This window comes from Paraburkholderia phenazinium, from assembly GCF_900142845.1.
Lineage (GTDB): Bacteria > Pseudomonadota > Gammaproteobacteria > Burkholderiales > Burkholderiaceae > Paraburkholderia > Paraburkholderia phenazinium_A.
The window spans coordinates 875,343-899,977 of record NZ_FSRU01000002.1 but is presented as its reverse complement, the minus strand read 5'-3'; the positions used below and the strand labels follow the sequence as shown (position 1 = coordinate 899,977).

Here is a 24,635-nt window from a genome sequence, read left to right as displayed (position 1 = left end):
GCCACTCGCCCACCGTCTGCGCGCCGGGTCTGCGAGGCAGCATGCCGTCCGCTGACGCCCCGGTTGCGCCGATGCCGCTGTTCGAGCGGCTCGAAGACGACGCCCCGTTCGTGTCCGCCGAAGTGCCGGCGCGGCGCACGCTCACGTCCAATGGGCTGCGCGATTCGGTGCGCGCCGAACTGATCCGGCTGCTCAATACGCGACGTGGGCGCAGCAGCGCCCGCCGTCCGCTCGACGTGCTCGATTACGGCCTGAAAGACTGGAGCGCGAACGACGCCGCGCGCGCCGCGGATCGCAGCGGGCTCGAGCGCGCGGTGGTGGAAGCGATCGCGGCGTTCGAGCCGCGTCTGACGCACCCCAGCGCCCAGATCGAACCGGAGCCGGATGCACCCTGGCGGTTGCGGCTGCGCATCATGGGCACCCTCGACGCCGGCGCCGGTCCCTTGCCGGTCGCCTTCGTCGCACAACTCGCCGACGGCCAGCCGGTCGGAGTGGTCGATGAACGAATCGCTTGACGACCTGCTGCTCGACTACTACCAGCGCGAACTGACCTATTTGCGGCGCGCCAGCGAGAGCTTCGCGCAACGCTATCCGAAGATCGCCCGCCGCCTCGAACTGGGGCCCGGCGAAAGTGCCGATCCGCATGTCGAACGCCTGATCGAAAGCTTCGCTGTCCTGACGGCACGCATCCAGCGCACGCTCGACGACGAATACTCGGAGCTGACCGACGGCCTGCTCGAGCAGTTTTACCCTTATGCCGCGCGGCCGTTGCCGTCCATGACGATCGTGCAGCTCGAAGCGGACCCGACCCAGGGCAGCGTCGCCACCGGTTACGCGGTGCCGCGCCAGACGCCGCTGGTCCACGTGACGCCCGACGGCACGGCGGTGCGCTGGCGCACCTCGGCGGACGTGACGCTCTGGCCGATCGCGCTCGAAGCGGCCGAGATGCTCAATGCCGAAGAGGCGCAGACGGCCACCGGCGACCCGGGCGTGCAAGCGGCGCTGCGCTTGTCGCTGCGCTGCACGGGGCTGCACCGCTTCGGTCAGTTGCCGATCAAACGCTTGCGAGTGCGGCTCGCGGGTTCGCCCGTCAGCGCCGCGACGCTTTACGATCTGCTGTGCGCGCATGGCGCGGGCGTTTACGTGCAAGCGCCGGGTGCCCGCGCGCAAGCGCTTGCCGGCAAGCCGGAACCGGTTGGCTTCGACGACGAGGAAGCGCTGCTGCCGCTCGAAGACGGCGTGCACCCGGCGTGCCGCCTGCTGGTCGAATATTTCGCCTTCCCCGAGAAGTTTGCGTTCTTCGATCTGCCGTTCGAACCGCCCGCGGACACCGGCGAGCGCATCGATCTGCTGATTGGACTCGACGCGGCGCCGAGCGGCCGCCTCACGCTCCAGGCGCATGACTTCGCGCTCGGCTGCACGCCGGCGCTGAATCTGTTCGCCCGAACCTCGGAGCCGTTGCGTCCCGACGGCACCCAACGCGAGCTACGCGTGAGCCCCGACGCGCACCGAGAGGCCAGCACCGAAATCTACGCCGTGCGCAAGGTGCGCTCGGTGAGCGGCCGTGAGGTCGTCGAAGTGCCGCCCTACTACGGCGTGCAGCACGGCAGCGGTTCGACGCTCTACTGGCACGCCCGGCGCGTGACCGGCATGCATCCGTCGCGGCCCGGCAGCGACATGATGCTGACCTTCGTCGACGCCTGCTTCGATCCGGCGAGTCCCGCCGCGCGCACGCTTACCGCCGAGCTGCTCTGCACCAACCGGCATCTGGCGCACACGCTGGAACCCGGCACGCTGCTGGCGTTCGAGCAACCGGGCCCGGTGGCCAGCGTGCGCATCGCCCATCGTCCGACCCGGCAAAGCTTTGCCGCACTCGACGGCAGTTCGCGCTGGCGCCTCGCTTCGCAGTTCGTGCTCAATCACACGCCGCTGGTCTCTGGCCCGCAGGCGCTGCAGTCCTTGCGCGAGATGCTGGAACTGCATAACCTCGCGACCAGCCCCAGCGCGCGCCGGCAAGTCAGCGGGCTCATGAGCGTGAGCAGCGAAGCGATCGTCGGGCATGTGGGCGCGGACTTGTGGCGCGGCTGGCAAAACGGCTTGAAGGTGCGCATCGAACTCGACCACACGCATTTCGTCGGCGCCAGTCCGGTCATGTTCTCCGGCGTGCTGGCCCACTTCTTCTCGCTGTATGCGAGTGTCAATCGTTTCGTGCATACCGCGTTGATGCGCGACGGCAGGGAGATTCACGCATGGCGGCCACTCCAGGGCAGCCCGCTCGTTCTGTAGCGCAGCGGCTCTTCGACGAACCGTATGCCTTCGAATTTGCGCAGGCGGTGCGCCTGCTCGAACTGCTGCGGCCCGGCTCGGTGCCGCTCGGCACCGGTCTCGATCCACGCGCCGAAGCGCTTGCGCTAGCCGGAGCGCTCGCGCCGGTGTTCGCGCCGAGCGCCCTTGGCGCATTGCGGCGTGCCGCGCCGCGTGCCCTCTCCGCGGAGGCCGAGGCCGAGGTGGCGCCCCTCAACGGCGCAGACGGCGCCGCGCCGCAACCCGAACTGCAAGTCAACATATTCGGACTGGGCGGTCCCGACGGTCCGTTGCCGGACGCGTATCAGGAATGGCTGCAGGACCGCTTGCGGCAGAAGGACACCTCCGCGGTCGCTTTCCTCAACCTGTTTCAGCACCGGCTGCTGGCGCTGCTCTACCGGGCGCAGCGCAAGTACCGCGTCGCCGATCCGTTTCTCGCGCCGGCCCACAGTCCCGCGCAGACCATCTTGCGCGGCTTGACCGGCCTGCCGCTGGCAAGGCGCGATAGCGCGCCGCCGGTCGGCGGCCTCGACGTCTCGGCGACCCTCGCGCGGGCCGGGCTGATGGCTAACCGGCGCCGCTCGCTCGCCGGCTTCGACGTGATCGCGCAGCATCATTTCGGCGTGCCGGTGCGCACCTCGCCGTTCGCAGGCGGCTGGCGCACGCTGGCCGACGAAAGCCAGAGCCGCATCGGCCGGCGCGGTCGCAATCATTACCTTGGACAAGGTGCGGTGGTCGGCTCGCGGATCTGGGACGAGCATCGCGGCATTCGCATTGCGATCGGCCCGCTGCCGCTCGACGGCTATGAATCGTTTCTGCCAGGCGGCCGCTGTCATGCGGATCTGCATGCGCTTGCCTCCGCGTATTTCGGCGCCGATCTCTATCATCACCTCGACCTGCATCTCGCGGCGGGCCAGCAGCCCAAGGCGCAGTTGTCGCGGCAAGCGCCCTTGCGACTCGGCTGGACCGCATGGGTCGGCGCGAGCGACACGCCGCCAGCCCGCACCGCGCATATGCGGCTCGGTCCCCTGCGGCCCGGCGAACGCAGCGGCAGCGCAGGATGAGCCTCGATCTGAAGACGCTGGTCGGCACCCTCGAACGCTCCACGCGCGGTGCGCTGGAACGCGCTGCGCAGCGCTGCCTGCAACTAACCCATTTCGAAGTGGAGATCGAGCATCTGCTGCTCGAGCTGATCGACATCGAGGGCGGCGACCTCGCTTGCGTGCTGCCGCACTTCGCACTGGAGCGCGATGCGCTGATCGCCGAGATCAATCGCGCGCTCGAAAAATTCAAGCGCGGCAATACCCGCACGCCGTCGTTCTCGCGCAATCTCGTCATGCTGCTGCAGGATGCGCTTGTTCTGTCCACCGTCGTACTGCAGGAGCCGCTGGTCAGTTCGGGCACCCTGCTGCTGGCGTTGCTCGAAAGCGATGCGATGTGCGCGCAGTTGTCGGCCAGCGTACCGTCGATCCTGCGCGTCTCGCGCGCCGCGTTGCGCATGAATCTGAAAGCGTGGCTCGAACCGTCGAGCGAACCCGGTGTGGGGGGCACGGGGTCGCTCGCGGGCGGTATGAGCGGCCTGGGCGGTGTTGGTGGCCTGGGCGGTTCAAGCCGCGCAAGCGGCGCCGGTAGCGCGGCAGCATCGGCGCTCGAGCAATACACGCTGGACCTGACCGCCGAAGCGCGCGCCGGACGCATCGATCCGATCGTCGGCCGTAACGGCGAAATTCGCCAGACCGTCGATATCCTGCTGCGGCGCCGGCAAAACAATCCGATCCTGGTGGGGGCGCCCGGCGTGGGCAAGACGGCGGTCGTCGAAGGCCTGGCCCTGCGGATTGCCGCGGGCGAGGTGCCGCCGCCGCTCGCCGCGGTCGCGCTGCGCGTGCTCGACCTCGCCTTGCTGCAGGCGGGCGCGGGCGTCAAGGGCGAGTTCGAGCAACGCCTGAAGAGTGTGATCGACGAGGTCAAGCGCTCGGCGCAGCCGGTCATTCTCTTTATCGACGAGGCCCATACGATGATCGGCGCCGGTGGCGCCGAGGGGCAAAGCGACGTCGCCAACCTGCTGAAGCCGGCGCTTGCGCGCGGCGAGTTGCGCACGATCGCGGCCACCACGTGGCTCGAATACAAGAAGTATTTCGAAAAGGACCCTGCCCTCGCGCGGCGCTTTCAGTTGGTGCAGGTCGAAGAACCCGACGAGCAGACCGCTGTCGCGATGCTGCGCGGCGTCGCCACCAAACTCGAGGAACATCATGGCGTCGCCGTGCTGGAAGCGGCGATCGTCGATGCCGTGAAGCTGTCGCATCGCTATATTTCCGGCCGCCAGTTGCCCGACAAGGCGATTGCGGTGCTCGATACGGCCTGCGCGCGTGTCGCGTTGGCGCAACACGACACGCCGCCGCAACTGGAAGCCGCACGCCATCGCGAACGCGCGCTGCACGAGGAACTGACGCGGCTCAAGCGTGAACTGGTGCTCGGCGCGAACCATGCGGCACGGCTTGCCGTGCTCGACGCCGAGCATCAACGCAACGCGGCGCTCGCGCGCGAACTCGAGGCGCGTTGGCACGACGAGTCCGCCGCGGTGCGCGAAATCCTCAGCGCGCGGGCGCGGCTCGCCACGCTCGACCAGACCTTGCGCACAGACCCGCAGGGACCGCCCGGACTCAGCGAGGAGCTCGACGACCTGAGCGCCGAACTCGCCCGGCTCGAAAGCGGGCTCGAAGCGATTCGCGACGACGATCCCATGGTGCCGGTCTGCGTCGACTCGAAGGCGGTGGCCGCGGTGATCGCGAGTTGGACCGGGATTCCGGTCGGCAAGATGCTGGCCGACGAAGTGCATGCGGTGCGCACGCTGAAGGTGCGCCTCGCGCAACGCATCATCGGCCAGGAGGCCGCGCTCGACCGCATCGCCAAACGCATCCAGGCCTATCGCGCCGGTCTCACCGATCCCTTGAAGCCGGTGGGCGTGTTCCTGCTGGTGGGACCGACGGGCGTCGGCAAGACCGAGACGGCCTACGCGCTCGCCGATGCGTTGTACGGCGGCGAGCGCAATCTGATCGCGGTGAATCTATCGGAGTACCAGGAAGCGCATACGGTGTCGCAACTGAAGGGCGCGCCGCCGGGTTACGTCGGTTACGGCATGGGCGGCATGCTGACGGAGGCGGTGCGTCGCCGGCCCTACAGCGTGGTGCTGCTCGACGAGATCGAGAAGGCCCATCCCGATGTGCTCGAGGCGTTCTACAACGTCTTCGACAAAGGCACGATGGAAGACGGCACCGGCCTGAGCGTCGATTTCCGCAACACGGTGATTCTGGCGACCAGCAATGTGGGCGCCGAACTGCTGCTGCACACGCCAGCCGACCTGCTCGCCACCGACGCCTTCGCGCGCAAGCTGCGCGACGTACTGCTGGAGGCCTTCCGCCCGGCGTTTCTGGCGCGCATGACGGCGGTGCCGTATCGCGCGCTCGACGACACAGTGCTGCGCGGCATCATCGAAAGGAAACTGGAGGAGTTGAGAGTGCGATACCACGCGTTCACCGGCAAGCAGTTCGATTTCGACGCGGGCATCGTCAACGCGGTGCTGGCGCGCTGCCGTTCGGCCGGCGCGCGCGAAATCGACAACGTGCTGATGAACGAACTGGTCGGCACGCTCGCCCAGTGGGCGCTCGAATGACGCCCGCGCTCATGGAACGCTATCCCAGCTATGACCACCCGCCTTACTCACCTGTGATGACATGCCCCGTCCCATCCCGACCGACGACACCACCCGCCTCGCGTTCGCCGGCGCGCCGTTCGATACCTTGTTCCCCGCGCAGTTCAGCGGCCGCGAAGCGATCGGCGCCGTCGCCGAGTTGAGCGTGCGCGCCATCGGCGCGGCACCGCCCGTTGCGCTGGCCGGCTTCACGGGCAAGCACGCCACGCTCTCGCTCGTGTGGGGCGAGACGCCGCGCCTGCTCGATGCCGTCTGTACGCGGGCGGCGCAATTGCCGTCGACCGTCGACGGCAGCCATTACGCATTCGAATTGCGCTCGTGGCTCTGGCTGCTCACGCTCGCCTCCAACAACCGGATCTTCCAGGGCAAGACCACACAGCAGATTGTCGAAGCCGTTTTCAGCGGCCACAGCGCGACGGATTTTTCGTTCTCGTTGACCGGCACCTACACGGCACGCGAATACTGCGTGCAGTATGCCGAGACCGACTTCGCCTTCGTCAGCCGCCTGTGCGAAGAGGAAGGCTGGTTCTATTTCTTCCAGCACGAGAGCGGCAAGCACACGCTGATGGTGGCCGACCATACCGATGCCTTCGCGACGCTGCCGGGCGCCGCGACGCTCGCCTACACACCGGGTCTCACCGGCGAGCGCGAAAGCGGCCAGATTCTCTACTGCGAACTGGTCGAGCAAAGCGTGAGCGGCGTGTTCGCCAGTTCCGACTACGCGTATCTGACGCCCACCTCGCAATTGTTTTCGCAGGCCGAGGCCGTGGCCGCCGACCCCAAAGTCTACGAATACCCCGGCCGCTATCAGACGAGCGGCGACGCCGCCTCGATCACCAAGCGGCGCATCGACGAGTTGCGCAGCAGCGCGCGCCGCCTGATCGGCGAAAGCGACTGCCGCGCACTGCTGCCCGGCTACAAGTTCACGCTGAGCGACCACGAGTCGACCGACGCCAACATCGAGTGGGTGGTGGCGAGCGTGGTCCACGACGCGAATCACGACAAGTATCGCAACCGCTTCGAGGCCTTCCCCGCCACCACGGCATACCGCCCGCAGCGCACGACGCCGCGCCCCGTGATGCCGACGCAGACGGCAATCGTGGTGGGCAAGGCGGGCGAGGAACTCTGGACCGATCAGTACGGACGCGTCAAGGTGCAGTTCCATTGGGATCGGGACGGCACGAACGACGAGAACAGTTCGTGCTGGGTCCGTGTCGCGCAACCGTGGGCCAGCAAGCGCTTCGGCGCGCAATTCATGCCGCGCATCGGCGACGAGGTGGTGGTCACCTTCGTCGATGCGGATCCGGATCGCCCGCTGATTACGGGCAGCGTCTATAACGGTGCGAACCAGCCGCCCTATACGCTGCCCGACAACCAGACGCAGTCGGGCATCAAGACGAGCAGTTCGAAGGGCAACGCCGGTTTCAACGAACTGCGCTTCGAAGATAAAAAGGATAACGAAGAAGTTTTCCTGCAGGCGCAAAAAGACCTGAACGCGAAGGTGCTGAACGACGCCACCTGGACCGTCGGCCACGACGAAACCCGCACCATCCAGAATGCGCGCACGCACACGGTGAAAGAAGCCGACGACACCCTGGTGGTGGAAAAAGGCAATCGCAGTGCGACGGTGAAAACCGGCAACGAAACCGTCGATATCGCCGGCACCCGCACCGTCAAGGCCGGCGGCGACGAAACGCGCAGCGTCGGCGGCAATCTCGCGCAGACCGTCAGCGGCAATTTCACGCTGAGCGTGGACGGCAATCTGACCATCAAGGTCGGCGGCACCCTCACGCTGCAAAGCACCGGCGACCTCAGCGCGAAGACCGACGGCTCGATGAGCCATCAGGCGGCGGTGTCCTTGACCAATCAGGCCGGCACATCGTTGACGAACAAGTCGGACGGCACGCTCTCGAACGAGGCGCAAAGCGTGTCGAACAAAGGTTCGGTCGAACAGACCGTGGACGGGGGCGCCATGCTGACCGTCAAGGGCGGCATTGTGAAGATCAATTGAGCCGGCCATGAGCAGCCAACCTCAGGATGTGAGCGTGAAGCACGGCGACTCCGGTGTCGAAGGTACGCTGGTGGGCGGCGCGCTGCACGGCGCCGCGCGCATTTATGCGGATGGCGTGATGCTGGCGATTCTGCGCTACGTGCATGGCCGCCTGGGCGGTCCGGCGACGCTTCTCTATCCGGACGGCAAGCCGTCCGCGCAACTCCACTACCTCGACGACAAGCTCGATGGCAAAGCGGTGTACTACGCGCAGGACGGCACCGTGCAACGTGAAGCGCACTATGTGCGCGGCGCGTTGAACGGCGACAGCAAGACCTATCTGCCGGACGGCACCCTGCTCGAGCACGCCCGCTACCGGCAGGGCAAGCTGCACGGCCTCGTCGAGCGCTTCCATAGCAACGGCCGGCTCGCCGAGCGGCATCTGTATGGCGCGGGCAAGCCGCTTCAGCCGGGAGAACGTTATGCCATGGATGGCCGGCCGCTCGATGCCGAGGGCAAGCCGTTGTCGCGCTGGCGCGTAGGGTGGCGCAAGCTGTCCGGCACCCCACCCGCTCAGCAGTGAGCGCTCAGGGCACCAGCGTGCTGGTTTGCCCCGGCTGCGCGACCTTGATGACGCCGCCCCATGCGCAGATCATCGTGCCTTGCGCATCGAGCGCAGGGCCTGGGCCGATCAGCACGGTCGGCGCGCCGCCCGGGATCCATGGCGCGGGCGTGACCGGCACGCAGGGCATCGGCGTAAACACGCCGAGCGCCGCCGCGGTAGCGGCAATCACCGCGGGGTTCGCCACGCTCTGGCACATCGCGAACGGCGTGATGTTGACCACCGGAATGGAATCGAGCAGCGTGGCCGCCGGCACGCCGCCGACCATCGTACGATTGGCAGGCAACACGTTTAGCACGCCTGGCGCGCCGCCGAACGAACATTGCAGCGTGGCGCCCGCGCATACCTGTAGATTTGCCATATGGCCTCACTGTTTCAGCAACCGCTGTGCCCGGCAACGGCCAGCGGGAACGTGTCGTTTTTCCGCCTGGAGTTACCGCCGGGTAGCGCCTATCCTTGTCTCACACCTGAGCAGCAAGGTGAACCCAAAACGGAGAAAATCAAATGACAGTTTCGATCTCGCGTCGCGCTCTCATGCTTCTCGCCGGTCTCGCCCTGGCGGGCGCCGTCACCCTGGCTCAAGCAGCTCCCGTCTCCTTTACCGTACCACTCTCCGGCGATCAGCAGGTCCCACCCGTGCAAACCTCGGGCAGCGGCACCGCTAACCTCACCTATGATGCCAGCACACATGTGGTGACGTGGAACATCACCTTCAGCGGCTTGACGGGGCCGGCCACCATGGCGCATTTCCACGGCCCGGCGCCGGCGGGTAAAAACGCCGGCGTGAAAGTCTGGATCTCGCAGAAAGGCAATATGGAGGTGACGAGCCCGCTCAGCGGTCAAGCCACGCTCTCGGCGGACGACGCCCAGATATTCGAAGCGGGCAATATGTATATCAACATCCACACCAAGGCCAATCCGGGTGGCGAAATCCGCGGCCAGGTGATGCCGCCGAAGGGCAACTGAACTGAGGCGATCGCTCATGCAGCAGCTTGCGCGGTGCTGCATGCATTGTGTGTGCAAGTCCGTTCCGCCGGCAACACGCCTAGAGATACACCGCAAGCAGAATAACCGCCGCCGCGCCGATCGACAGCAGCAGCAAGGCCAATAGCACAGGCTTCTGCCGCGGCGCGGCGATCGTCGACGGCAGCGGTTTGTAGCCGCTCAGCATCGGCCGCAGCAGATTGTGTCCCTTCACCACGGCGTACAGCGCGATCACGCAGACGTGCAGCGCGACCGCCGCCAGCAGCACGTCCCACCCCACCGCATGCAGCGTCGAAATGGCGTTGGCGAGCCACGCCGGCACGTGTTCGCTGAGCGGTCCTTCGTCGGCGACTTCGTTGTACACGTACAGGCCGCTAAGCGTTTCCATCAGCAGCAGCGCGAGCAGGAGCAGCACCATCCAGCCGCCCGCCGCGTTGTGGCCCACCTGCAGATCCGGCTCGCGGCGAAACAGATGATGCAGATGCCGCCACGCCGACGCGGGCGACGCCACGAAGCTGCGAAACCGTGCGGTCTCGCTACCGAAGCAGCCCCACAGCAGGCGGAACAGCACGAGGGCCAGCAGCGCTTCGCCGATCCGCACGTGCCAGTCCATCCAGTTCAGCTTCAGCGTCGCATACGCCCCCGCGACCAGCAGCACCACCAGCCAGTGAAACAGCCGGGTCGGCGCATCCCACACCAGCACGCGGCGACGAACCGGTTGCCCCGGCGGCGTCACGGGTTCGTCAGCGTTCATGCGTCGCGCCTCCCGGGGCAAGCGTCTGCCGCCATGCCGAATCTATCTAGAACAGATACAAGCCCGCCACGAACACGACGCCCGAGAACAGCAGCGCCGTTACGCAATAGCCCATGATGTCGCGCACGCCGAGTCCGGCAATCGCCAGCGCCGGCAGCGCCCAGAACGGTTGCGCCATGTTGGTCCAGGCCTCGCCGTAGGCGATCGCCATGGCCGACTTGCCGAGGTCCGCGTGCAACGCTTGCGCTGCCGGCATCACGAAGGGCCCCTGCACCACCCAATGACCGCCGCCGCTCGGCACCGCGAAATTGATCACCGCCGAACTCAGGAACGCCAGCAGCGGAAAGGTATGGACGTTGGCAATATCCACGAACCAGCGCGTGATCACGCCGGCGAGTCCCGAATGATCCATCAGCGCCTGAATGCCGGCGTAAAACGGAAACTGGATCATGATGCCCGAGGCGCCTTTCGCTGCCACGCCGACTGCGCGTGCATAGGCCATCGGTGTTTTGTGCAGCACCATGCCGGCGGCGAGGAACACGAGGTTCACCGTATCGATGTCCAGCGTAAACCCCTTCTGCACCGTCCGCACGACGAGATACACCGCGCACACCAGCGCGACCAGCAGCGCCAGCACGCGGCTCTCTTCGAGCCGCTCGGCAAGCGTTGCATCGGCGGGCAGCACGCGTTCCACCGACGGCGGATCTTCGAGCAGCGCCGGGTCCACGGCCACCACGTCTTCGGGCTTGGGCATCATCAGGCGCGCGAGAATCGGCAGCAGCACGATCAGCCCGAACGTGATGAACGCGTTGTAGCCGGTGAAGATCGTGTGCGAGACCGGAATCAGCCCGACGGTCTTTTCCAGCGGATTACCCTTGGTGGCCGCGACCAGCGGCACGGAACCGGAGAGTCCGCCGTGCCACGTCAGGAAGCCCATGTAGGCGCTTGCCACCAGCAGACGGTAGTCGGTGCCCTGCACGCGCCGCGCGACTTCGCGCGCCAGCATCGCGCCCAGCACCAGGCCGAAGCCCCAGTTGATCGCGCACGCCACGGCGCCGCAAAACGCCACCAGCATCACGCCTTGCGCGGGCGTGCGCGCGGAGCTGGCCAGCGCCACCAGCAGCCGCTTGACCGGTCCCGAACTGGCGAGCGCATGACCGGTCACCAGGATCATCGCCATCTGCATCGAGAAGGCCAGCAGGTTCCAGAAACCGCTGCCCCACATGGTGACCAGTTCGGCGGGCGCCTTCGGCGTCAGGCTGAACGCCAGCACGAAGGTCGCAATGGTCAGGAAGATCGCGAAGATCAACGGATCAGGCAGGACGCGATGGACCACCTGGGTAAAGAAACGCGAGATACGCTGAATCAAGTGTCTACTCCTCGTCACCGGTACTAGTTTTTAGTGGGCGGCTTAACGGTGCATTTTTTCTTTCGCCCACGTCCCCGGCCGCGATTCTTGCATGAAATGCAGGCCTTTGCTGCGGCGCGCACAAAGCAAAGCCGGCCGTCAGCTCACACTGACGACCGGCTTTTTACTGTCACGCCCTGCTTTCGCCACGGGCGTGGCGGGTGCAACACCCTCAGAACTTGTGGCGCAGACCGACGCTGACCAGTTCCTGCGTATTGGTGCCGCCGTAGCCATACGAACCCACCGAGGCTTGCGCGGCGACCACGGCGGTGCCGTCGGCGCTAAGCGTTTCGCCGCTGGCGTGCTGCCATGCGCCCACCAGGTACACGTCGGTACGCTTGGACAGGTTGTAGTCCGCGCCCACCGAAACCTGGTGGTACGTCGCGCCGGTGTCGCCGCTCGACTTCGTATAGCTGTAGCCCACGCCCAGCAGGATCGCCGGCGTGGCCTGGTAGTCGAGGAAGCCCTGGCCCGTGTTGAATTTCTCCGTCGACGCGAACGCCGATTGTCCGTCCGCCTTGTACTGCGCGTTGCTGTAGCCCGCGCCGAACGTGAACGGACCGGCCACATACTGCGCCGCGACGCGGGCAATATTGATGGACTTCGCGCTCTGCAGGCCGAGGTTGATCAGCGAGCCGTCGAAGGTGCCGTCGGAGGTGCCGCCCCAGCCGGTGCCGGTGGTCGTGGAAGGCCGCACGAGACCGTCGACCGACGGATTGTCGGCCACGAAGTAACCCGCCGCCACCGAGATCGGACCGTTGTTATACGACGCGGCCGCCGACCAGGTCTGTCCCGAGCCGGTCTGTCCCGCCACACCGCCGAACGCGTACATACCTTCGACCTGCAGGCCCGAGAACACCGGCGACACGTACTTGATCGCGTTGTTGGTGCGCGAACTGTTGTCGTAGTTGTCGACGTCGCCTGCGGTGGCGAACGTGCTGCCGAAATAGTTGTCGGCCGTGATGCCCTGCACCAGGTCGACGAGCGGATCATATTGGCGACCCAGCGTGAAAGTGCCGTACTGGTCCGCGCTCAAACCCACGAACGCCTGACGGCCCCATTCGCGGCCGCCTTGCGCCAGCGCACCCGTGCTCGGGTTAAAGCCGTTTTCCAACTGGAAGATGGCCTTCAGACCGCCACCCAGGTCTTCCTGGCCTTTCAGGCCCCAACGGCTGCCGGACAGATCGCCGTTACTCGCATTGCCGACCGACCACTGATTTTGCCCGGCCGCATTGGCGTTATGAACAAAGGTAATGGCGGTATCAATCGTGCCGTAAAGCGTAACACTGCTTTGTGCGTGCGCGGCGCCCGCAACGCCCAGCAGTGTCAGCGAGAGAGTGGAAAGCGCGATTCTTTTCATCATTTCTCCGTGCCAATGAATGATTCAGTTATTGCGAAATGGACAATAACGCGACGCACTCTTCCGGAACACTGAAAAATATTACCTGTCGCGAAAAGTTAACAGGCAGAAAATCCTTACCAAACAACGGACTGACGGACTATTGCGGGAGTGGAAATACTCATTTGACGCAAAGACTAGTATTAAAGCGCCATTCGCTAAAATGCGAAGTTCCATTCGTCATACTGCCGATTCATTATACTTTTCGCAAGAAAGCGGGCTGAAATATTCGTGCAGTATTTAGTTCAACGAGCGAATGGGCATTCAAGCAATTTCCGTACGCGGCTCAGTATTGCCGCTTTAAGTCCGTGCGCTTATCCGGGTGTGGCTGAGGTGCGCCGGTAATGAATATGGGCCGGCACCTGCAACGAATCGGGATGCGCATTGCCTTCGAGCATGTCGAACACGCCGCGCAGGCTGTGCTCGGCCAGTTGCCGGCTGTCCTGCACGATCGCGTCGATGGCGAGCGGCAGGCAGTCGAGCAGTTGATGGTCGTCGAACGACATCAGGCGGCCCGGTGCCTGGGTCAGCCTATGGGCCTCGCTCATGAACGACAGCGCGCCTTCCAGCAAGGTGATCGAGCCGGTGAACAACGCCTGCGGATAACGGCCATGGGTCGCGAACCACGCTTGCATCAGGGCGTGGCCGGATTCGCGCTGGTAGTCGCGCTGGTGGACCCAGTCCGTGGCTTCCTTCAAACCGTGCTCGGCCAGCGCCTGGCGATAGCCCGCCAGACGGTCGCGGCTCGCCGAGAGTTCCGACTGACCACCGAAGTACACCACCTCGGTCACGCCGTCCTTGATCGCATCGCCTACGAGCGTCGCGACGATTCCCGTCGCATCGGTCACGACAGACGGAATCGCGCTGCCTTCGACGCGGCGGTCGGCGAACACCAGCGGCAGGCGCTTCACCCACTTCTGGTAGCGCTCGGGGTCGGCCGTGCACGGCACCACGACGAGGCCGTCCACCTGGTGCGAGACGAGGTGGGCAATTCCCTCGGTTTCGCGGACCGGGTCTTCGTCGCTCGTCACCACGACCAACTGGCAACCGTACTGGCCGCGGCATTGCCATTCCATGGCCTGGGCCAGCGCGGAGTGCACGGAGTTGGTGAGGTCGGGGATCACGAGGCCAATCGTATTGCTGCGCCGCGAGCGCAGGGCACGCGCCGATTGCGACGGCGTGAAATGGTGTTCCTTCGCGACCTGCAGGACCCGCTCGACGGTCGCCGCGGAGATGCGATAGCGCTCGGCATAGCCGTTCAGCACCATGCTCGCGGTGGTGCGGGACACGTTCGCCAGACGGGCGATGTCGTCAATGGTCAGACGCTCGAACTGGGTCACGCGGACTTCCTCGCGGCAGGTGGGTTGACGCCCTCGATCACGAAGCCCTGGCAGCGCCTGCAGCGGCACGATGGCCCAAGGCCGACGCGTCATTGCGCCAGACAGGTAGTGGGGGGAACGCCGCCACGCCGGTGGTTACCGGGCGGCGGCGAGCACTGCATCGACGTTGATATCAGTGCCAGATGGTACTACGGGGACGCGCGGCTGGAAACCGGCTTACTGTTTGTACAGATTCAGCGGAACCGGGATGAACTTGTCCACGGCCTGGCCGTCCACCAGCTTCTTCGCGGTCTGCACGCCGTACTGGCCGATCAGTTCCGGCTGCTGTTGCACGGTGGCGGCCATCGTGCCGGCCTTGACGGCGGCGATGGCGTCGTCGGTGGCGTCGAAGCCCACCACCGCCACGTTCTTCAGACCGGCGGCCTGCAGCGCCTTGACCGCGCCGAGCGCCATCTCGTCGTTCTGCGCGAACACGCCCTGAATGTCCTTGTTGCTCTGGATGATGTTTTCCATCACCGACAAGCCCTTGGCGCGATCGAAGTCAGCCGGCTGCCTGGTGACGATCTTCACGCCGCCCTTCGCGTCCACTTCCGTATCGAAGCCGGCGCCGCGCTCGTTGGCGGCGGACGAACCCGGAATGCCCTGCAGTTCGACCACGTTGCCCTTGCCGCCCAGCTTGTCGACGAGGAAGTCCGCCGCCATCTTGCCGCCGGCCTTGTTGTCGGAGGCAATGTGCGAGCTGACTTCGGCGCCGTTCACGCTGCGGTCGAGCGAGATCACCTTGATGCCCTTGTCCGTTGCTTCCTTTACGACGTTGGCGACGGCCGACGAATCGGTCGGGTTGATCAGGATCACGCTGACCTTCTTCTGGATCAGATCTTCGACGCTCGCCTGCTGCCTGGCCGGGTCGTTCTGCGCATCCACGGTGATCAGCGTCACGCCGTCCTTCTTCGCTTCGTCTTCGGCGCCCTTGCGCAGCGAGACGAAGAACGGGTTGTTGAGCGTCGAGATCGACAGGCCGATCGTCACGGCGCCGCCCGCGGCCGGCGCGGAGGCGTCGCTCGCGCCCGCAGCCGTGGTGCTGTCCGGGCCCTGTTTCGAACAGGCGGCGATGCCGACCAAGAGCAATGCTGCGAACAGCGGGGAGATGATTTTCTTCATTGTCGTCCTCCTGAGTCCTTTGAGTAGAGTGTGACGTGGATCGTTTAGTGGTACTACGCGGCTTGCGCCGCTACTGCTTTAGAAAAATCGGCTTGCGGCCGCGCTCATACAGACGAGCGCGGCACAGAGGCGCCCTACTTCTTGTTGCCCCGGTCGATCAGCACGGCCAGCAGGATCACCCCGCCCTTGATGACCTGCTGGTAGAACGACGAGACATCCATGAGATTCAGGCCGTTGTTCAGCACGCCGATCAGCAAGGCGCCCACCAGCGTGCCGAAAATCCAGCCGCGCCCGCCGGTCAGGCTGGTGCCGCCGAGCACCACGGCGGCAATAGCGTCGAGCTCGTAGCCGGTGCCCGCGGTCGGTTGCGCGGAGTTCAGGCGCGAGGTCAGCACGACGCCGGCAAGCGCCGCCATCACGCCGGAAATGGTGTACACCCATAACTGGATGCGATCGACCTTCACGCCCGAGAGCTTCGCCGATTCGGCGTTGCCGCCCGTCGCGTAGACGTGGCGCCCGAACACCGACTTCTTCAGCACGAACCAGAAGACCGCGAACATGATCAGCATCAGCACGACCGGGATCGGCACCAGCCGCGCCACATAGCCGCCGCCCAGCAGCGAAAAGAAATCGCTGTTGAAGCTGCTGATCGGGCTGCCGTTGGAGACCACCAGCGCGAGGCCGCGCAGCACGGTCATCGAACCGAGCGTGGCGATGAACGGCGCCACCTTGCCCTTGCTGATGACGAGGCCGTTGAAGAGCCCCATCACGCCGCCGGCCGCGATGCCGGCGAGCGTCGCCAGCACGGCCGGCACGCCGCTTTGCATGAGGCTCGCAATGATCACGGACGACAGCGCCAGCACCGAGCCCGCCGAGAGGTCGATGCCGCCCAGCAGGATCACGAGCGTCATGCCGAATGCGATCAACGCGTTGATCGACGCCTGGCGCATCACATTGAGCAGGTTGTCGAGCGTCAGGAAGTTGGGGCTGACGATGGAAAGCCCCACCGCGATGATCAGCAGCGCGATGAACGGCCCGAGCTTTTGCAGCGTGGCCTTGGTACTGGGTGTCATGGTCAATTGCGACATGTCGTGTCTCGCTCGTTTCTCGCTCGGATCTGGATGTCGGCGCTTTGGGTCGCCGTCAAACGTTGAACAGGGGCGTTGCCGCCGTGCCGTTCAGGGTGTCTCGTTCAATGATTGGCTCGGTGCGCTTTCAGGCCGCTGCGGAAGTCGCCACCGTCGCCGCATGGCCGCCGGTGGCGGCCGTCATGATCAGCTCCTGGGTCGCGCCGGCCGCCTCGAAAATGCCGTTCTGCCTGCCCTGGTGCATCACCAGAATGCGATCGCTCATGGCCAGCACTTCCGGCAATTCCGACGACACCATCACGATCGCCACGCCCTGCGACGCGAGCTGGTTGATGATGGTGTAGATCTCGGCCTTGCCGCCCACATCCACGCCACGCGTCGGTTCGTCGAGCAGCAGCACCTTGGGCGGCTCGACGAGCCACTTGGCGAATACGACCTTCTGCTGATTGCCGCCGGAGAGCGACTTGACGTCCAGCTCCGCATCACGGGTGCGAATGCGTAGCTGCTTGATAAGATCGGCGACGGCCGCGCGTTCGGCGCCGTCGTTCACCACGCCGAAGCGGGCGTAGCGGTCCAGATGGACCAGGGTCGCGTTTTCGCGCACCGACATGCCGAGCACGAGGCCCTGGCTTTTGCGGTCTTCGGTGACAAAGCCGATGCCGGCGTCGATCGCGCCCGACGCGTCGCGCACCTCGAGCGTGCGGCCATCGAGCGTCACGGTCCCCGCCGTCTTGCGGTTAAGGCCGAACAGCGTGCGCAGAATCTCGCTGCGGCCGGCGCCCATCAGGCCGGCCACGCCCAGCACTTCGCCGGCGCGCACGTCGAATGAAATGCCGGAGATGTTGCCGTCGTCGGCGAGGCCCGCTACCTTGAAGCGCACTTCGCCCGGCGTCTGGGCCCGCTTCGGAAAGCGATCGCCCAGCTCGCGGCCCACCATCAGGCGCACCACTTCGTCGAAACTGGTGTCCTGCACCGCGCGTTCGCCGACGAACTGGCCGTCGCGCAACACGCTGACCTTGTCGCAGATGCGGAAGATTTCTTCCATGCGGTGCGAGACGTACACCAGCGCGACGCCGCGCGCCTTCAGCGCGAGCATGATCTCGAACAGCGTCTCGATCTCGCGATGCGTGAGGGCCGCGGTCGGCTCGTCCATTACGAGCACGCGCGCATCGAGCGAGAGCGCCTTGGCGATTTCTACCAGTTGCTGCTGGCCGATCGAGAGGTGTCCGGCTTCGGCTTGCGGATCGATGCGCTCGGCGCCCACCATGTCGAGCCACTTGCGCGCCTGCTTGCGCATGGCCGCGGAATCCACCACGCCAAAGCGGCTCGGCTCGCGGCCGAGAAACAGGTTCTCCATCACCGACAACTGCGGAATCAGGTTCAATTCCTGGTGGATGATGGCGATGCCGGCGCGCTCGGCTTCAACGGTGTTGCGGATCGGCGTGGGCTTGCCGTCGATCAGGATCTCGCCCGCATCGGCCTGGTAGACGCCGCTCAGAATCTTCATGAGCGTCGACTTGCCCGCGCCGTTCTCGCCCATCAGCGCGTGAATTTCACCGGCGCCGAGATTGAATTCGACACCGTCGAGCACGCGCACCGGCCCGAACGCCTTGCCGATGCCCCGCATGGTCACTTGCATGACACGCCTCTCTCAAGAAAACGCCGGGGCGCTCAAAATATCACGCCCGAATGCAGGATCACGTTCGCGTACGGACTGCACTCGCCCGTGCGGATCACCGCTTTGGCCTGCTGGCAGAGGCGTTTGAAGGTCTCGTGCGGCACCTCGTCGACGGCAACCTGGGCGTCGCGCAGTTGCGCCATGCGTGCGACCACCGCGGCGTTGTGCGTGAGGCTCTCGCTCGCGAACACGGCACGCTCCACCTTGAAGTCGGCCAGCACGCTGTCCAGCACGTCGAAGAAGCCGGGCACGCCGAGCGTCAGCGAGACGTCGATGCATTCGACGCCGTCGGGAATCGGCAGGCCGCAGTCGGCGATCACGACGCTGTCGGTATGGCCCATGCCGGCCAGCACGCGTGCGATGTCGCGATTCAGGTGTCCGAGTCTTTTCATGCTTGAGCCTTCAGAAACTGTTCGAGTTCGGCGAGCGTGGGCATGCCGCCCTGCGCTCCCGCACGGGTCACCGACAAGGCGCCCGCTGCATTGGCGCGGCGCATGGCTTCGTCCGCACCGAGATGCCAGAACGCGGCGAGCGCGCCGTTGAAGGTATCGCCCGCGCCGGTGGTATCCACAGCGGTCACGCTGAAGCCGGCCTGGTGCAGCAGTTCGCCGTCCGCACGCGTGGTGTAGGCGCCGTCCTCGCCATGCGTCATCGCAATGCGGCCCGGCATGCGCTTGAGCACCTCGGCCCAGTCGGTACCGGCGGTTTGCAAGGCGGTCGCCAGTTCGTGCTCGTTGGGCGTCAGCAAGGTTGTCAGCGCAACCAGTTCGGCGGGCAAGGCGACGGCGGGCGCCGGATTGAGAAAGAACGGCTTGCCGAGACGGTGCGCGAGTTGCGCGGCATGCAGGACCGTGGCGAGCGGCACTTCCAGTTGCGCGAGTACGACGTCGGCCCCGGCAAACGCTTCGTGAGCGCGGTCGAGATCGGCCGGCGAGAGTTCGTGGTTGGCGCCCGGCACGACGAGAATGGCGTTGTCGCCGCCGCACAGCGTGATCGCAGCCATGCCGGTGGCTTCGCGGCCGGTGGAGACCCAGCGCGTGTCGATGCCTTCGCGCTCGAGCGTCGCCTTCATCAGATCGCCGAACGCATCCGCGCCGACACAGCCGATCATCGTGACCTCGGCGCCGAGACGCGCCGCGGCCACCGCCTGGTTGGCACCCTTGCCACCGGGATAGGTGGCGAAGCGCTGGCCGAACAGCGTTTCCCCGAGCCGCGGAAACACCTCGGTCGCCACCACCATGTCCATATTGATGCTGCCTACTACGACCACGCGTGCCATACCGCTCCTTCGGACATCTCAACCCGCGCCGGAACGCAGGGGTCAATTTTTGCCGTGCTAAAACGTAATCAGCTTTGGAGCGGATTTATACCAGAGCCGTTCGTCCGACGGAAGATGACCCAGGGTTTAACCCGATACGGGAGGGATGGGGCGTTGCCCGAGGCGCTGCGGGATCAGCACCGGCAAGCGCAGCAGGAAGCCGAAGAAAAGCCGCAAATGCATCCACGACAACAGCAGGTTGTCGCGCAGATAGTTGAAATGCGACACGCCGCCCTCGTCGGCGCGGAAATAGCGCACCGGGGCTTCGATCTGGATAGGTCGCACGCCTTCCCAGCACAGGCGCACGGCGGCTTCCGGATCGAAATCGAAGCGTCGCATCCAGACGTGACGGCTCATCACGTCGCGCAAGGGCACGACCGGGTACACGCGAAACCCGTACAGCGAATCGCCGATGCCCGACCACAAGGTTTCGAGGTTGGCGCAGACGTTGGACAGGCGCCGCCCATAGACGCGCGCTTTCGGCGCCTTCGAGTCGAACTTCGGCAGGCCCAGCACCATCGCATCGGGCTGGGCTTGCGAAGCGGCCATGAAACGCGCGATCAGATTGGCCGGATGCTGGCCGTCGGAATCCATCGTCAGGACATGCGTGAAACCGCGCCGCGCCGCTTCCTCCAGACCGGTCAGCACGGCCGCGCCCTTGCCCTGGTTGTGCGGCAGCACGATCACGTGCAAGCCGGCATCCTGCTCGGCCATGGCGAGCAGACGCTCAGTACTGCCATCCGTGCTGCCGTCGACGATCACCCAGACGGGGCTCCAGTGCTCACGCGCGCTACGCACGGTGTCATAGACTTTTTCACCGGGGTTATAGCTCGGGATCAGAACCAGATGAGTCGACGATGGGCGGGTTGTACGCATGGGAACAGCAAATTGCATAGAAGTCTTAACGGGTTCGCCGGTGGCCGGCAGAGGTTCGCGCAGGGCTTTCATCGCGACACCATCTGCGTCTCGGCCGCTTCGCCAGGCGCCTCGCGCAGATTGCGCCGGCGCGCGCGCCAGGCCTGCCAGGTGCGCGGCGCGTTGAGCAGCACCGACACGTAGTACACGCCCTTGAACAGCCCTAGCGAACGCCAGATTGGCGTGTCTTCGAAGATGTCGCCCGCCAGCAGAGACAGCAGCGCCTCTTTCATGCGCAGCACGTTGCGCGGCGCCATGAAGAGCTCGCGCATGGCGGGCGACGTCATGCGGTAGATGAACCACGAGAACGCTTTCGGCCCATGCCGCAGGCGCTTGTCGAAGCGCGCGAGCGCCGCGTCGGCGCGGGCGGGATCGCGCAGGCAGACGTCGATCGCTTCGGCGCCGGCGAAGGCGCTTTGCATCGCCAGCATCACGCCGGATGAGAACACCGGATCGATGAATGCGAAGGCGTCGCCGAGCAGCAGGAAATTGCGTCCGTGCGTAAGCTCGCCGCTGTACGAATAGTTGCCCGTGGCGTGCACGTCGTGCACCCGCTCGGCATGCTTCAGGCGTTCGGCGAGCGGCACGCACAGCGCGATGGTGTCGGCAAAGAAGTCCTCGACCGCGCGGCCTTTCGGACGGCTCTTCAGGTAGTACGGCCACACCACGGCGCCGACGCTGGTCGTGCCGTCGGCGAGCGGAATGAACCAGAACCAGCCGTGCTCGAACCAGTACACGGTGATGTTGCCTTCGTGCTCGCCGGGGTTACGCTGCGCGCCGCGAAAGTGGCCGTACAGCGCGGAGCTGTTGTGCCTGTCGTTGCGGCGCTTGCTCTTGAACTGGTTCGCGAGCAGCGTGTCGCGGCCCGAGGCGTCCACCACGAAGCGCGCCCGCACCTGCTCCTCGCGGCCGTCTTCGTGTTGCGCGCGGATCACCGCGCCGGCGTCGTCCGGCAGAAACGCGACATCGCGCGCGTGACAGCCCTCCACCACCTCGACGCCATGCGCGGCGGCATTGCGCAGCAGCAGATGATCGAGTTCCGAGCGGCGCACCTGGTAGGCGCCGGGCATCGATTTGTCCCATGCTTCGGCGAACAGAAAACGCTCCATCCGGTTGTCGTGCTGCGGCGAAACGAATTCGGCGCCGAGCTTGACCATGCCGATCGCCCTCACCTGCTCGCCCACGCCGAGGCGGTCGAAGAGCCGCAGATTGGCGGGCAACAACGACTCGCCGATATGAAAGCGCGGATGCCGTGCCTTTTCCAGCAGACGCACGCGGTAGCCGCGATCGGCGAGCAAGGTGCCGGCGCTCGAACCCGCGGGGCCGCCGCCGATCACCACGACGTCCCAGAGCGCGGCGTCCGTGTGGTCAGCGTGTTCAATGCGTTCAGGTGGGTCGGATTGAATTGCTTCGGCCATCGTTTTCCTCTGCATTGCTGACGTTACCCGCGGTGCCATGCGGTGCGGTGACCGGTATTCCGGTGGCCGGCCATCCGGCCTTCCTGCGGTCCTGAGTTAAGAGCCACGCGCCCTCGCTGCGCCACCTCAGACGCACAACTTGTGCCTGACCTTTGCGCCTGGCATCGCCTGGTCCGGCCTCGCCTCGCTCGCCTCAGCCGAGACCGCCGTTGATCGACAACACCTGGCCCGTGACATAGGCAGCGGCGTCGGACACGAGGTACGCCACCATCGACGCCACCTCTTCCGGCTGGCCGGCACGCTGCGCGGGCACCAGTTGCCTGATCCGTTCAGGCGGAAAGGCCGCGCCGGCCATCGGCGAGTCGATGATGCCGGGCGCCACCGCATTCACGGTGATGCCACGCGACGCCAGTTCAAGCGAGAGCGATTTGGTCGCGCCGATCAAACCGGCCTTCGCCGCGGCGTAGTTCACCTGGCCACGATTGCCCATCACGCCGGCCACCGACGCCATGTTGACGATACGCCCCCAGCGGGTACGGATCATCGGCATCAAAAGCGGCTGCGTCACGTTGAAAAAACCGTTCAGCGACACGTCGATCACGCTGCGCCATTGCTGCTGCGTCATGCCGGGCATCGGCGCGTCGTCGTGAATCCCTGCGTTGTTGATGAGGATCTGCACCGGCGCGCTTTCCAGCAGCACTTCCAGCGCCTGCTGGGTCGCCTCGGCATCGGTCACGTCGAAGGCAATGGCGTGCGCGGTGCCGCCTGCGGCGACGATCCGCTGTGCCGTGGCCTCGGCCTGCGCGAGGCCGCGATTGGCATGCACCCACACTTCGTGGCCTGCCTTGGCCAACGCTTCGCTGATGGCTTGACCCAACGCGCCGCTGCCCCCTGTCACAAGCGCTCGCATCGATTCTCCATTACTGAATGCTTTCGATTTTCGCCGGGAACGCACAGACCGTGACGCTCCATGAGATGCGCGCCGGCCATCAGCGGACGCGATGCGCCTCCACATAGGCCGCGAGCGCGCCGAGCGTGGCGAAAATCTTCTGATTGTCCGGGTTGTCCGAACGCAGTTCGAAGCCGTACTTCTTCGAAATCAACAGCGCGATTTCAAGGATATCGATCGAGTCGAGCCCTAACCCGTCGCCGTACAACGGCGTATCGGCCGTGACGGTATCGAGTTGCACGTCTTCGAGATTCAATTCGCCGACGATCAGCGCGGCGAGCTCTTCTTCCAGTTTATTCATTGTCTTATGTGCCGGGATCCATGCCAATGGAAGGGGTGAGAGCGGCCAGTACCCGAGCCTTGCGCGAGCCCTGGCTGCGCGGCCTCCACCCCTGTCGGACCGGCAATCTGCCCGCTTTTCAAGATTGTAAGTCTGGGGCGATTCTAGACGAAGCCGTTGCGCCTCGTATACCCAGAAAGGGTTACACGACGTTTTGCCCCGCACGCGCGCCGCGTAAGGGTGCGAAAGGCGAAACCCGCCCTGCGCCTGAGTGGGGACGGTACGCTAGAATTGCGCCCGCCGCGCTCGCGACGCGCGGCCACACAAACAGTTACAAAACCGGTTGCGAACCCGGCGCGCCAGGGCGAGTCTGTTATCAGGTTCCGATCGGGAACAGAAAATGCGTGATACAGATATCGTCGGAGAACGGCGCGCTATTCATGTGATGAAAGAACCGGCGCTTCGGCTACGAACCGGCTTGGAAAAATTCCCCTATATGCAGCGTATCGACCTTATTCCTGATGTGTTCTGCGAGGCCTTCCACAGGGCGGCGTCCGGTGGAAAGCGGCCTGCGTTGTCCCCTGCATGGTCCCGTTACGCCGGAGGCGCGTCATGGCGCAGCTAAACCGTATCGTGCGTGGCGCGGCCACGGTCGGCGTGATCGCCGCCTGCGAGCTCGGCACGCACTACGCGGCCAGCACGCCGGGCGCCGAGGGTTTCGGCCTCGCCGTGGTGGTGGCTCCGCTGCTCCTGATCGCGCTCGCCGCGGCGGCCCGCACGCCGCAACGCGTCTGGCTGTTGCCGCTATGGGCGTGCGGCTGCGTCGCGCTATGGTTGGGACGCGCACCGCTCGTGCGTCACTTCGAATGGGGCGCGTATCTCGAACATCTGAGCATCAACCTCGTCATGGCGTTCGTGTTCGGCCGCACCTTGGCAGCCGGCCGCCAGCCGTTGTGCAGCCAGTTCGCCGCCGTGGTGCATGGCACGCTGACGCCGGCGGTCGCGCACTACACGCGCCAGATCACGGTCGCGTGGGCGGCGTTCTTTCTCGCCATCGCGGGCCTGTCGACGCTGCTGTTCGTCACGGCGCCACTGGTTGTATGGTCAACCTTCGCCAATTACATGACGCTGCCGCTGGTCGCGGTCATGTTCGTCGGGGAACATGCCTGGCGGCGCGTGGCGCTGCCCAATGTGCAGCGCTCCAGCATGATCGCCGCCGCCCGCGCTTACCGTCATACGATGCACGGCCGCGCCGAACGCGCACAATGAATTCAGGTTTAATCTCCGCACGGCGTCGAGCGACACCCGTGCGGACTCA

General features: G+C 65.5%; 22 protein-coding genes. 8 read left to right on the top strand and 14 right to left on the bottom strand.

The annotated features are described in order from the left end of the window. Window positions 1–41: 41 nt before the first annotated feature. From tssE to BUS12_RS21145, 6 genes are all read left to right on the top strand, one after another. Window positions 42–515, top strand: coding sequence for a type VI secretion system baseplate subunit TssE (gene tssE / locus BUS12_RS21170; RefSeq protein ID WP_074299007.1), 474 nt, complete (start codon window positions 42–44; stop codon window positions 513–515). Further along, window positions 499–2,286 (top strand): type VI secretion system baseplate subunit TssF, encoded by a 1,788-nt coding sequence (tssF, locus tag BUS12_RS21165; protein ID WP_074299005.1) that lies wholly within the window; start codon window positions 499–501, stop codon window positions 2,284–2,286. The genes tssE and tssF overlap by 17 nt, the downstream gene beginning before the upstream one ends. After that, window positions 2,250–3,368, top strand: a complete 1,119-nt coding sequence (gene tssG, locus BUS12_RS21160; RefSeq protein ID WP_074299003.1) for a type VI secretion system baseplate subunit TssG — start codon at window positions 2,250–2,252, stop codon at window positions 3,366–3,368. Before tssF ends, tssG begins: the two co-directional genes overlap by 37 nt. Further along, on the top strand, window positions 3,365–5,974 hold the full coding sequence (tssH, locus tag BUS12_RS21155; RefSeq protein WP_074299001.1) for a type VI secretion system ATPase TssH: 2,610 nt from the start codon (window positions 3,365–3,367) through the stop codon (window positions 5,972–5,974). Before tssG ends, tssH begins: the two co-directional genes overlap by 4 nt. Window positions 5,975–6,035: 61 nt before the next feature. Further along, window positions 6,036–8,024 (top strand): type VI secretion system Vgr family protein, encoded by a 1,989-nt coding sequence (locus BUS12_RS21150; protein ID WP_074298999.1) that lies wholly within the window; start codon window positions 6,036–6,038, stop codon window positions 8,022–8,024. 7 nt (window positions 8,025–8,031) lie between these two features. Next, window positions 8,032–8,586, top strand: coding sequence for a toxin-antitoxin system YwqK family antitoxin (locus BUS12_RS21145; protein WP_074298997.1), 555 nt, complete (start codon window positions 8,032–8,034; stop codon window positions 8,584–8,586). A 4-nt stretch (window positions 8,587–8,590) separates the two neighbouring features. Here BUS12_RS21145 and BUS12_RS21140 read toward each other — a convergent pair whose 3' ends face one another. After that, window positions 8,591–8,986, bottom strand: coding sequence for a DUF4280 domain-containing protein (locus BUS12_RS21140; protein WP_074298995.1), 396 nt, complete (start codon window positions 8,984–8,986; stop codon window positions 8,591–8,593). A gap of 143 nt (window positions 8,987–9,129) precedes the next feature. Here BUS12_RS21140 and BUS12_RS21135 point away from each other — a divergent pair, with 143 nt between their 5' ends. After that, complete coding sequence (locus BUS12_RS21135; protein ID WP_074298993.1) at window positions 9,130–9,591, top strand: CHRD domain-containing protein; 462 nt, start codon at window positions 9,130–9,132, stop codon at window positions 9,589–9,591. 79 nt (window positions 9,592–9,670) lie between these two features. Here the strand turns inward: BUS12_RS21135 and BUS12_RS21130 are convergent, their stop codons facing one another. The 13 genes from BUS12_RS21130 to BUS12_RS21070 form a co-directional block, all read right to left on the bottom strand. After that, on the bottom strand, window positions 9,671–10,363 hold the full coding sequence (locus BUS12_RS21130; RefSeq protein WP_074298992.1) for a cytochrome b/b6 domain-containing protein: 693 nt from the start codon (window positions 10,361–10,363) through the stop codon (window positions 9,671–9,673). Between the two features lie 46 nt (window positions 10,364–10,409). Next, window positions 10,410–11,732, bottom strand: a complete 1,323-nt coding sequence (locus tag BUS12_RS21125; protein WP_074298990.1) for a TIGR00366 family protein — start codon at window positions 11,730–11,732, stop codon at window positions 10,410–10,412. A 211-nt stretch (window positions 11,733–11,943) separates the two neighbouring features. Continuing rightward, a complete protein-coding gene (locus tag BUS12_RS21120) occupies window positions 11,944–13,131 on the bottom strand; it encodes a porin (RefSeq protein WP_074301614.1) in 1,188 nt (395 codons plus the stop codon). A gap of 353 nt (window positions 13,132–13,484) precedes the next feature. Continuing rightward, window positions 13,485–14,510 (bottom strand): LacI family DNA-binding transcriptional regulator, encoded by a 1,026-nt coding sequence (locus BUS12_RS21115; protein WP_074298988.1) that lies wholly within the window; start codon window positions 14,508–14,510, stop codon window positions 13,485–13,487. A 216-nt stretch (window positions 14,511–14,726) separates the two neighbouring features. Next, entirely contained in the window at window positions 14,727–15,671 is a 945-nt protein-coding gene (rbsB, locus tag BUS12_RS21110) for a ribose ABC transporter substrate-binding protein RbsB (protein WP_074298985.1), read from the bottom strand. Window positions 15,672–15,805: 134 nt separating this feature from the next. Next, a complete protein-coding gene (locus BUS12_RS21105; protein WP_074298983.1) occupies window positions 15,806–16,759 on the bottom strand; it encodes an ABC transporter permease in 954 nt (317 codons plus the stop codon). Window positions 16,760–16,886: 127 nt separating this feature from the next. Then, complete coding sequence (locus BUS12_RS21100; RefSeq protein WP_074298981.1) at window positions 16,887–18,398, bottom strand: sugar ABC transporter ATP-binding protein; 1,512 nt, start codon at window positions 18,396–18,398, stop codon at window positions 16,887–16,889. 32 nt (window positions 18,399–18,430) lie between these two features. Beyond that, window positions 18,431–18,829, bottom strand: coding sequence for a D-ribose pyranase (gene rbsD, locus BUS12_RS21095; protein WP_074298979.1), 399 nt, complete (start codon window positions 18,827–18,829; stop codon window positions 18,431–18,433). Beyond that, a complete protein-coding gene (gene rbsK / locus BUS12_RS21090; RefSeq protein ID WP_074298978.1) occupies window positions 18,826–19,716 on the bottom strand; it encodes a ribokinase in 891 nt (296 codons plus the stop codon). The genes rbsD and rbsK overlap by 4 nt, the downstream gene beginning before the upstream one ends. A gap of 126 nt (window positions 19,717–19,842) precedes the next feature. Next, window positions 19,843–20,631: a glycosyltransferase family 2 protein gene (locus BUS12_RS21085; protein ID WP_074301613.1), complete on the bottom strand. Its 789-nt coding sequence runs from the start codon at window positions 20,629–20,631 to the stop codon at window positions 19,843–19,845. Window positions 20,632–20,699: 68 nt separating this feature from the next. Then, window positions 20,700–22,088 (bottom strand): NAD(P)/FAD-dependent oxidoreductase, encoded by a 1,389-nt coding sequence (locus tag BUS12_RS21080; protein WP_074298976.1) that lies wholly within the window; start codon window positions 22,086–22,088, stop codon window positions 20,700–20,702. 193 nt (window positions 22,089–22,281) lie between these two features. Then, window positions 22,282–22,998, bottom strand: a complete 717-nt coding sequence (gene fabG / locus BUS12_RS21075) for a 3-oxoacyl-ACP reductase FabG (protein WP_074298974.1) — start codon at window positions 22,996–22,998, stop codon at window positions 22,282–22,284. Window positions 22,999–23,077: 79 nt separating this feature from the next. Continuing rightward, window positions 23,078–23,356 (bottom strand): phosphopantetheine-binding protein, encoded by a 279-nt coding sequence (locus BUS12_RS21070; protein ID WP_290439582.1) that lies wholly within the window; start codon window positions 23,354–23,356, stop codon window positions 23,078–23,080. A gap of 573 nt (window positions 23,357–23,929) precedes the next feature. Between BUS12_RS21070 and BUS12_RS21065 the strand changes: the two genes are divergently transcribed. Then, window positions 23,930–24,586, top strand: a complete 657-nt coding sequence (locus BUS12_RS21065; RefSeq protein ID WP_074298970.1) for a COG4648 family protein — start codon at window positions 23,930–23,932, stop codon at window positions 24,584–24,586. Window positions 24,587–24,635 lie beyond the last annotated feature (49 nt).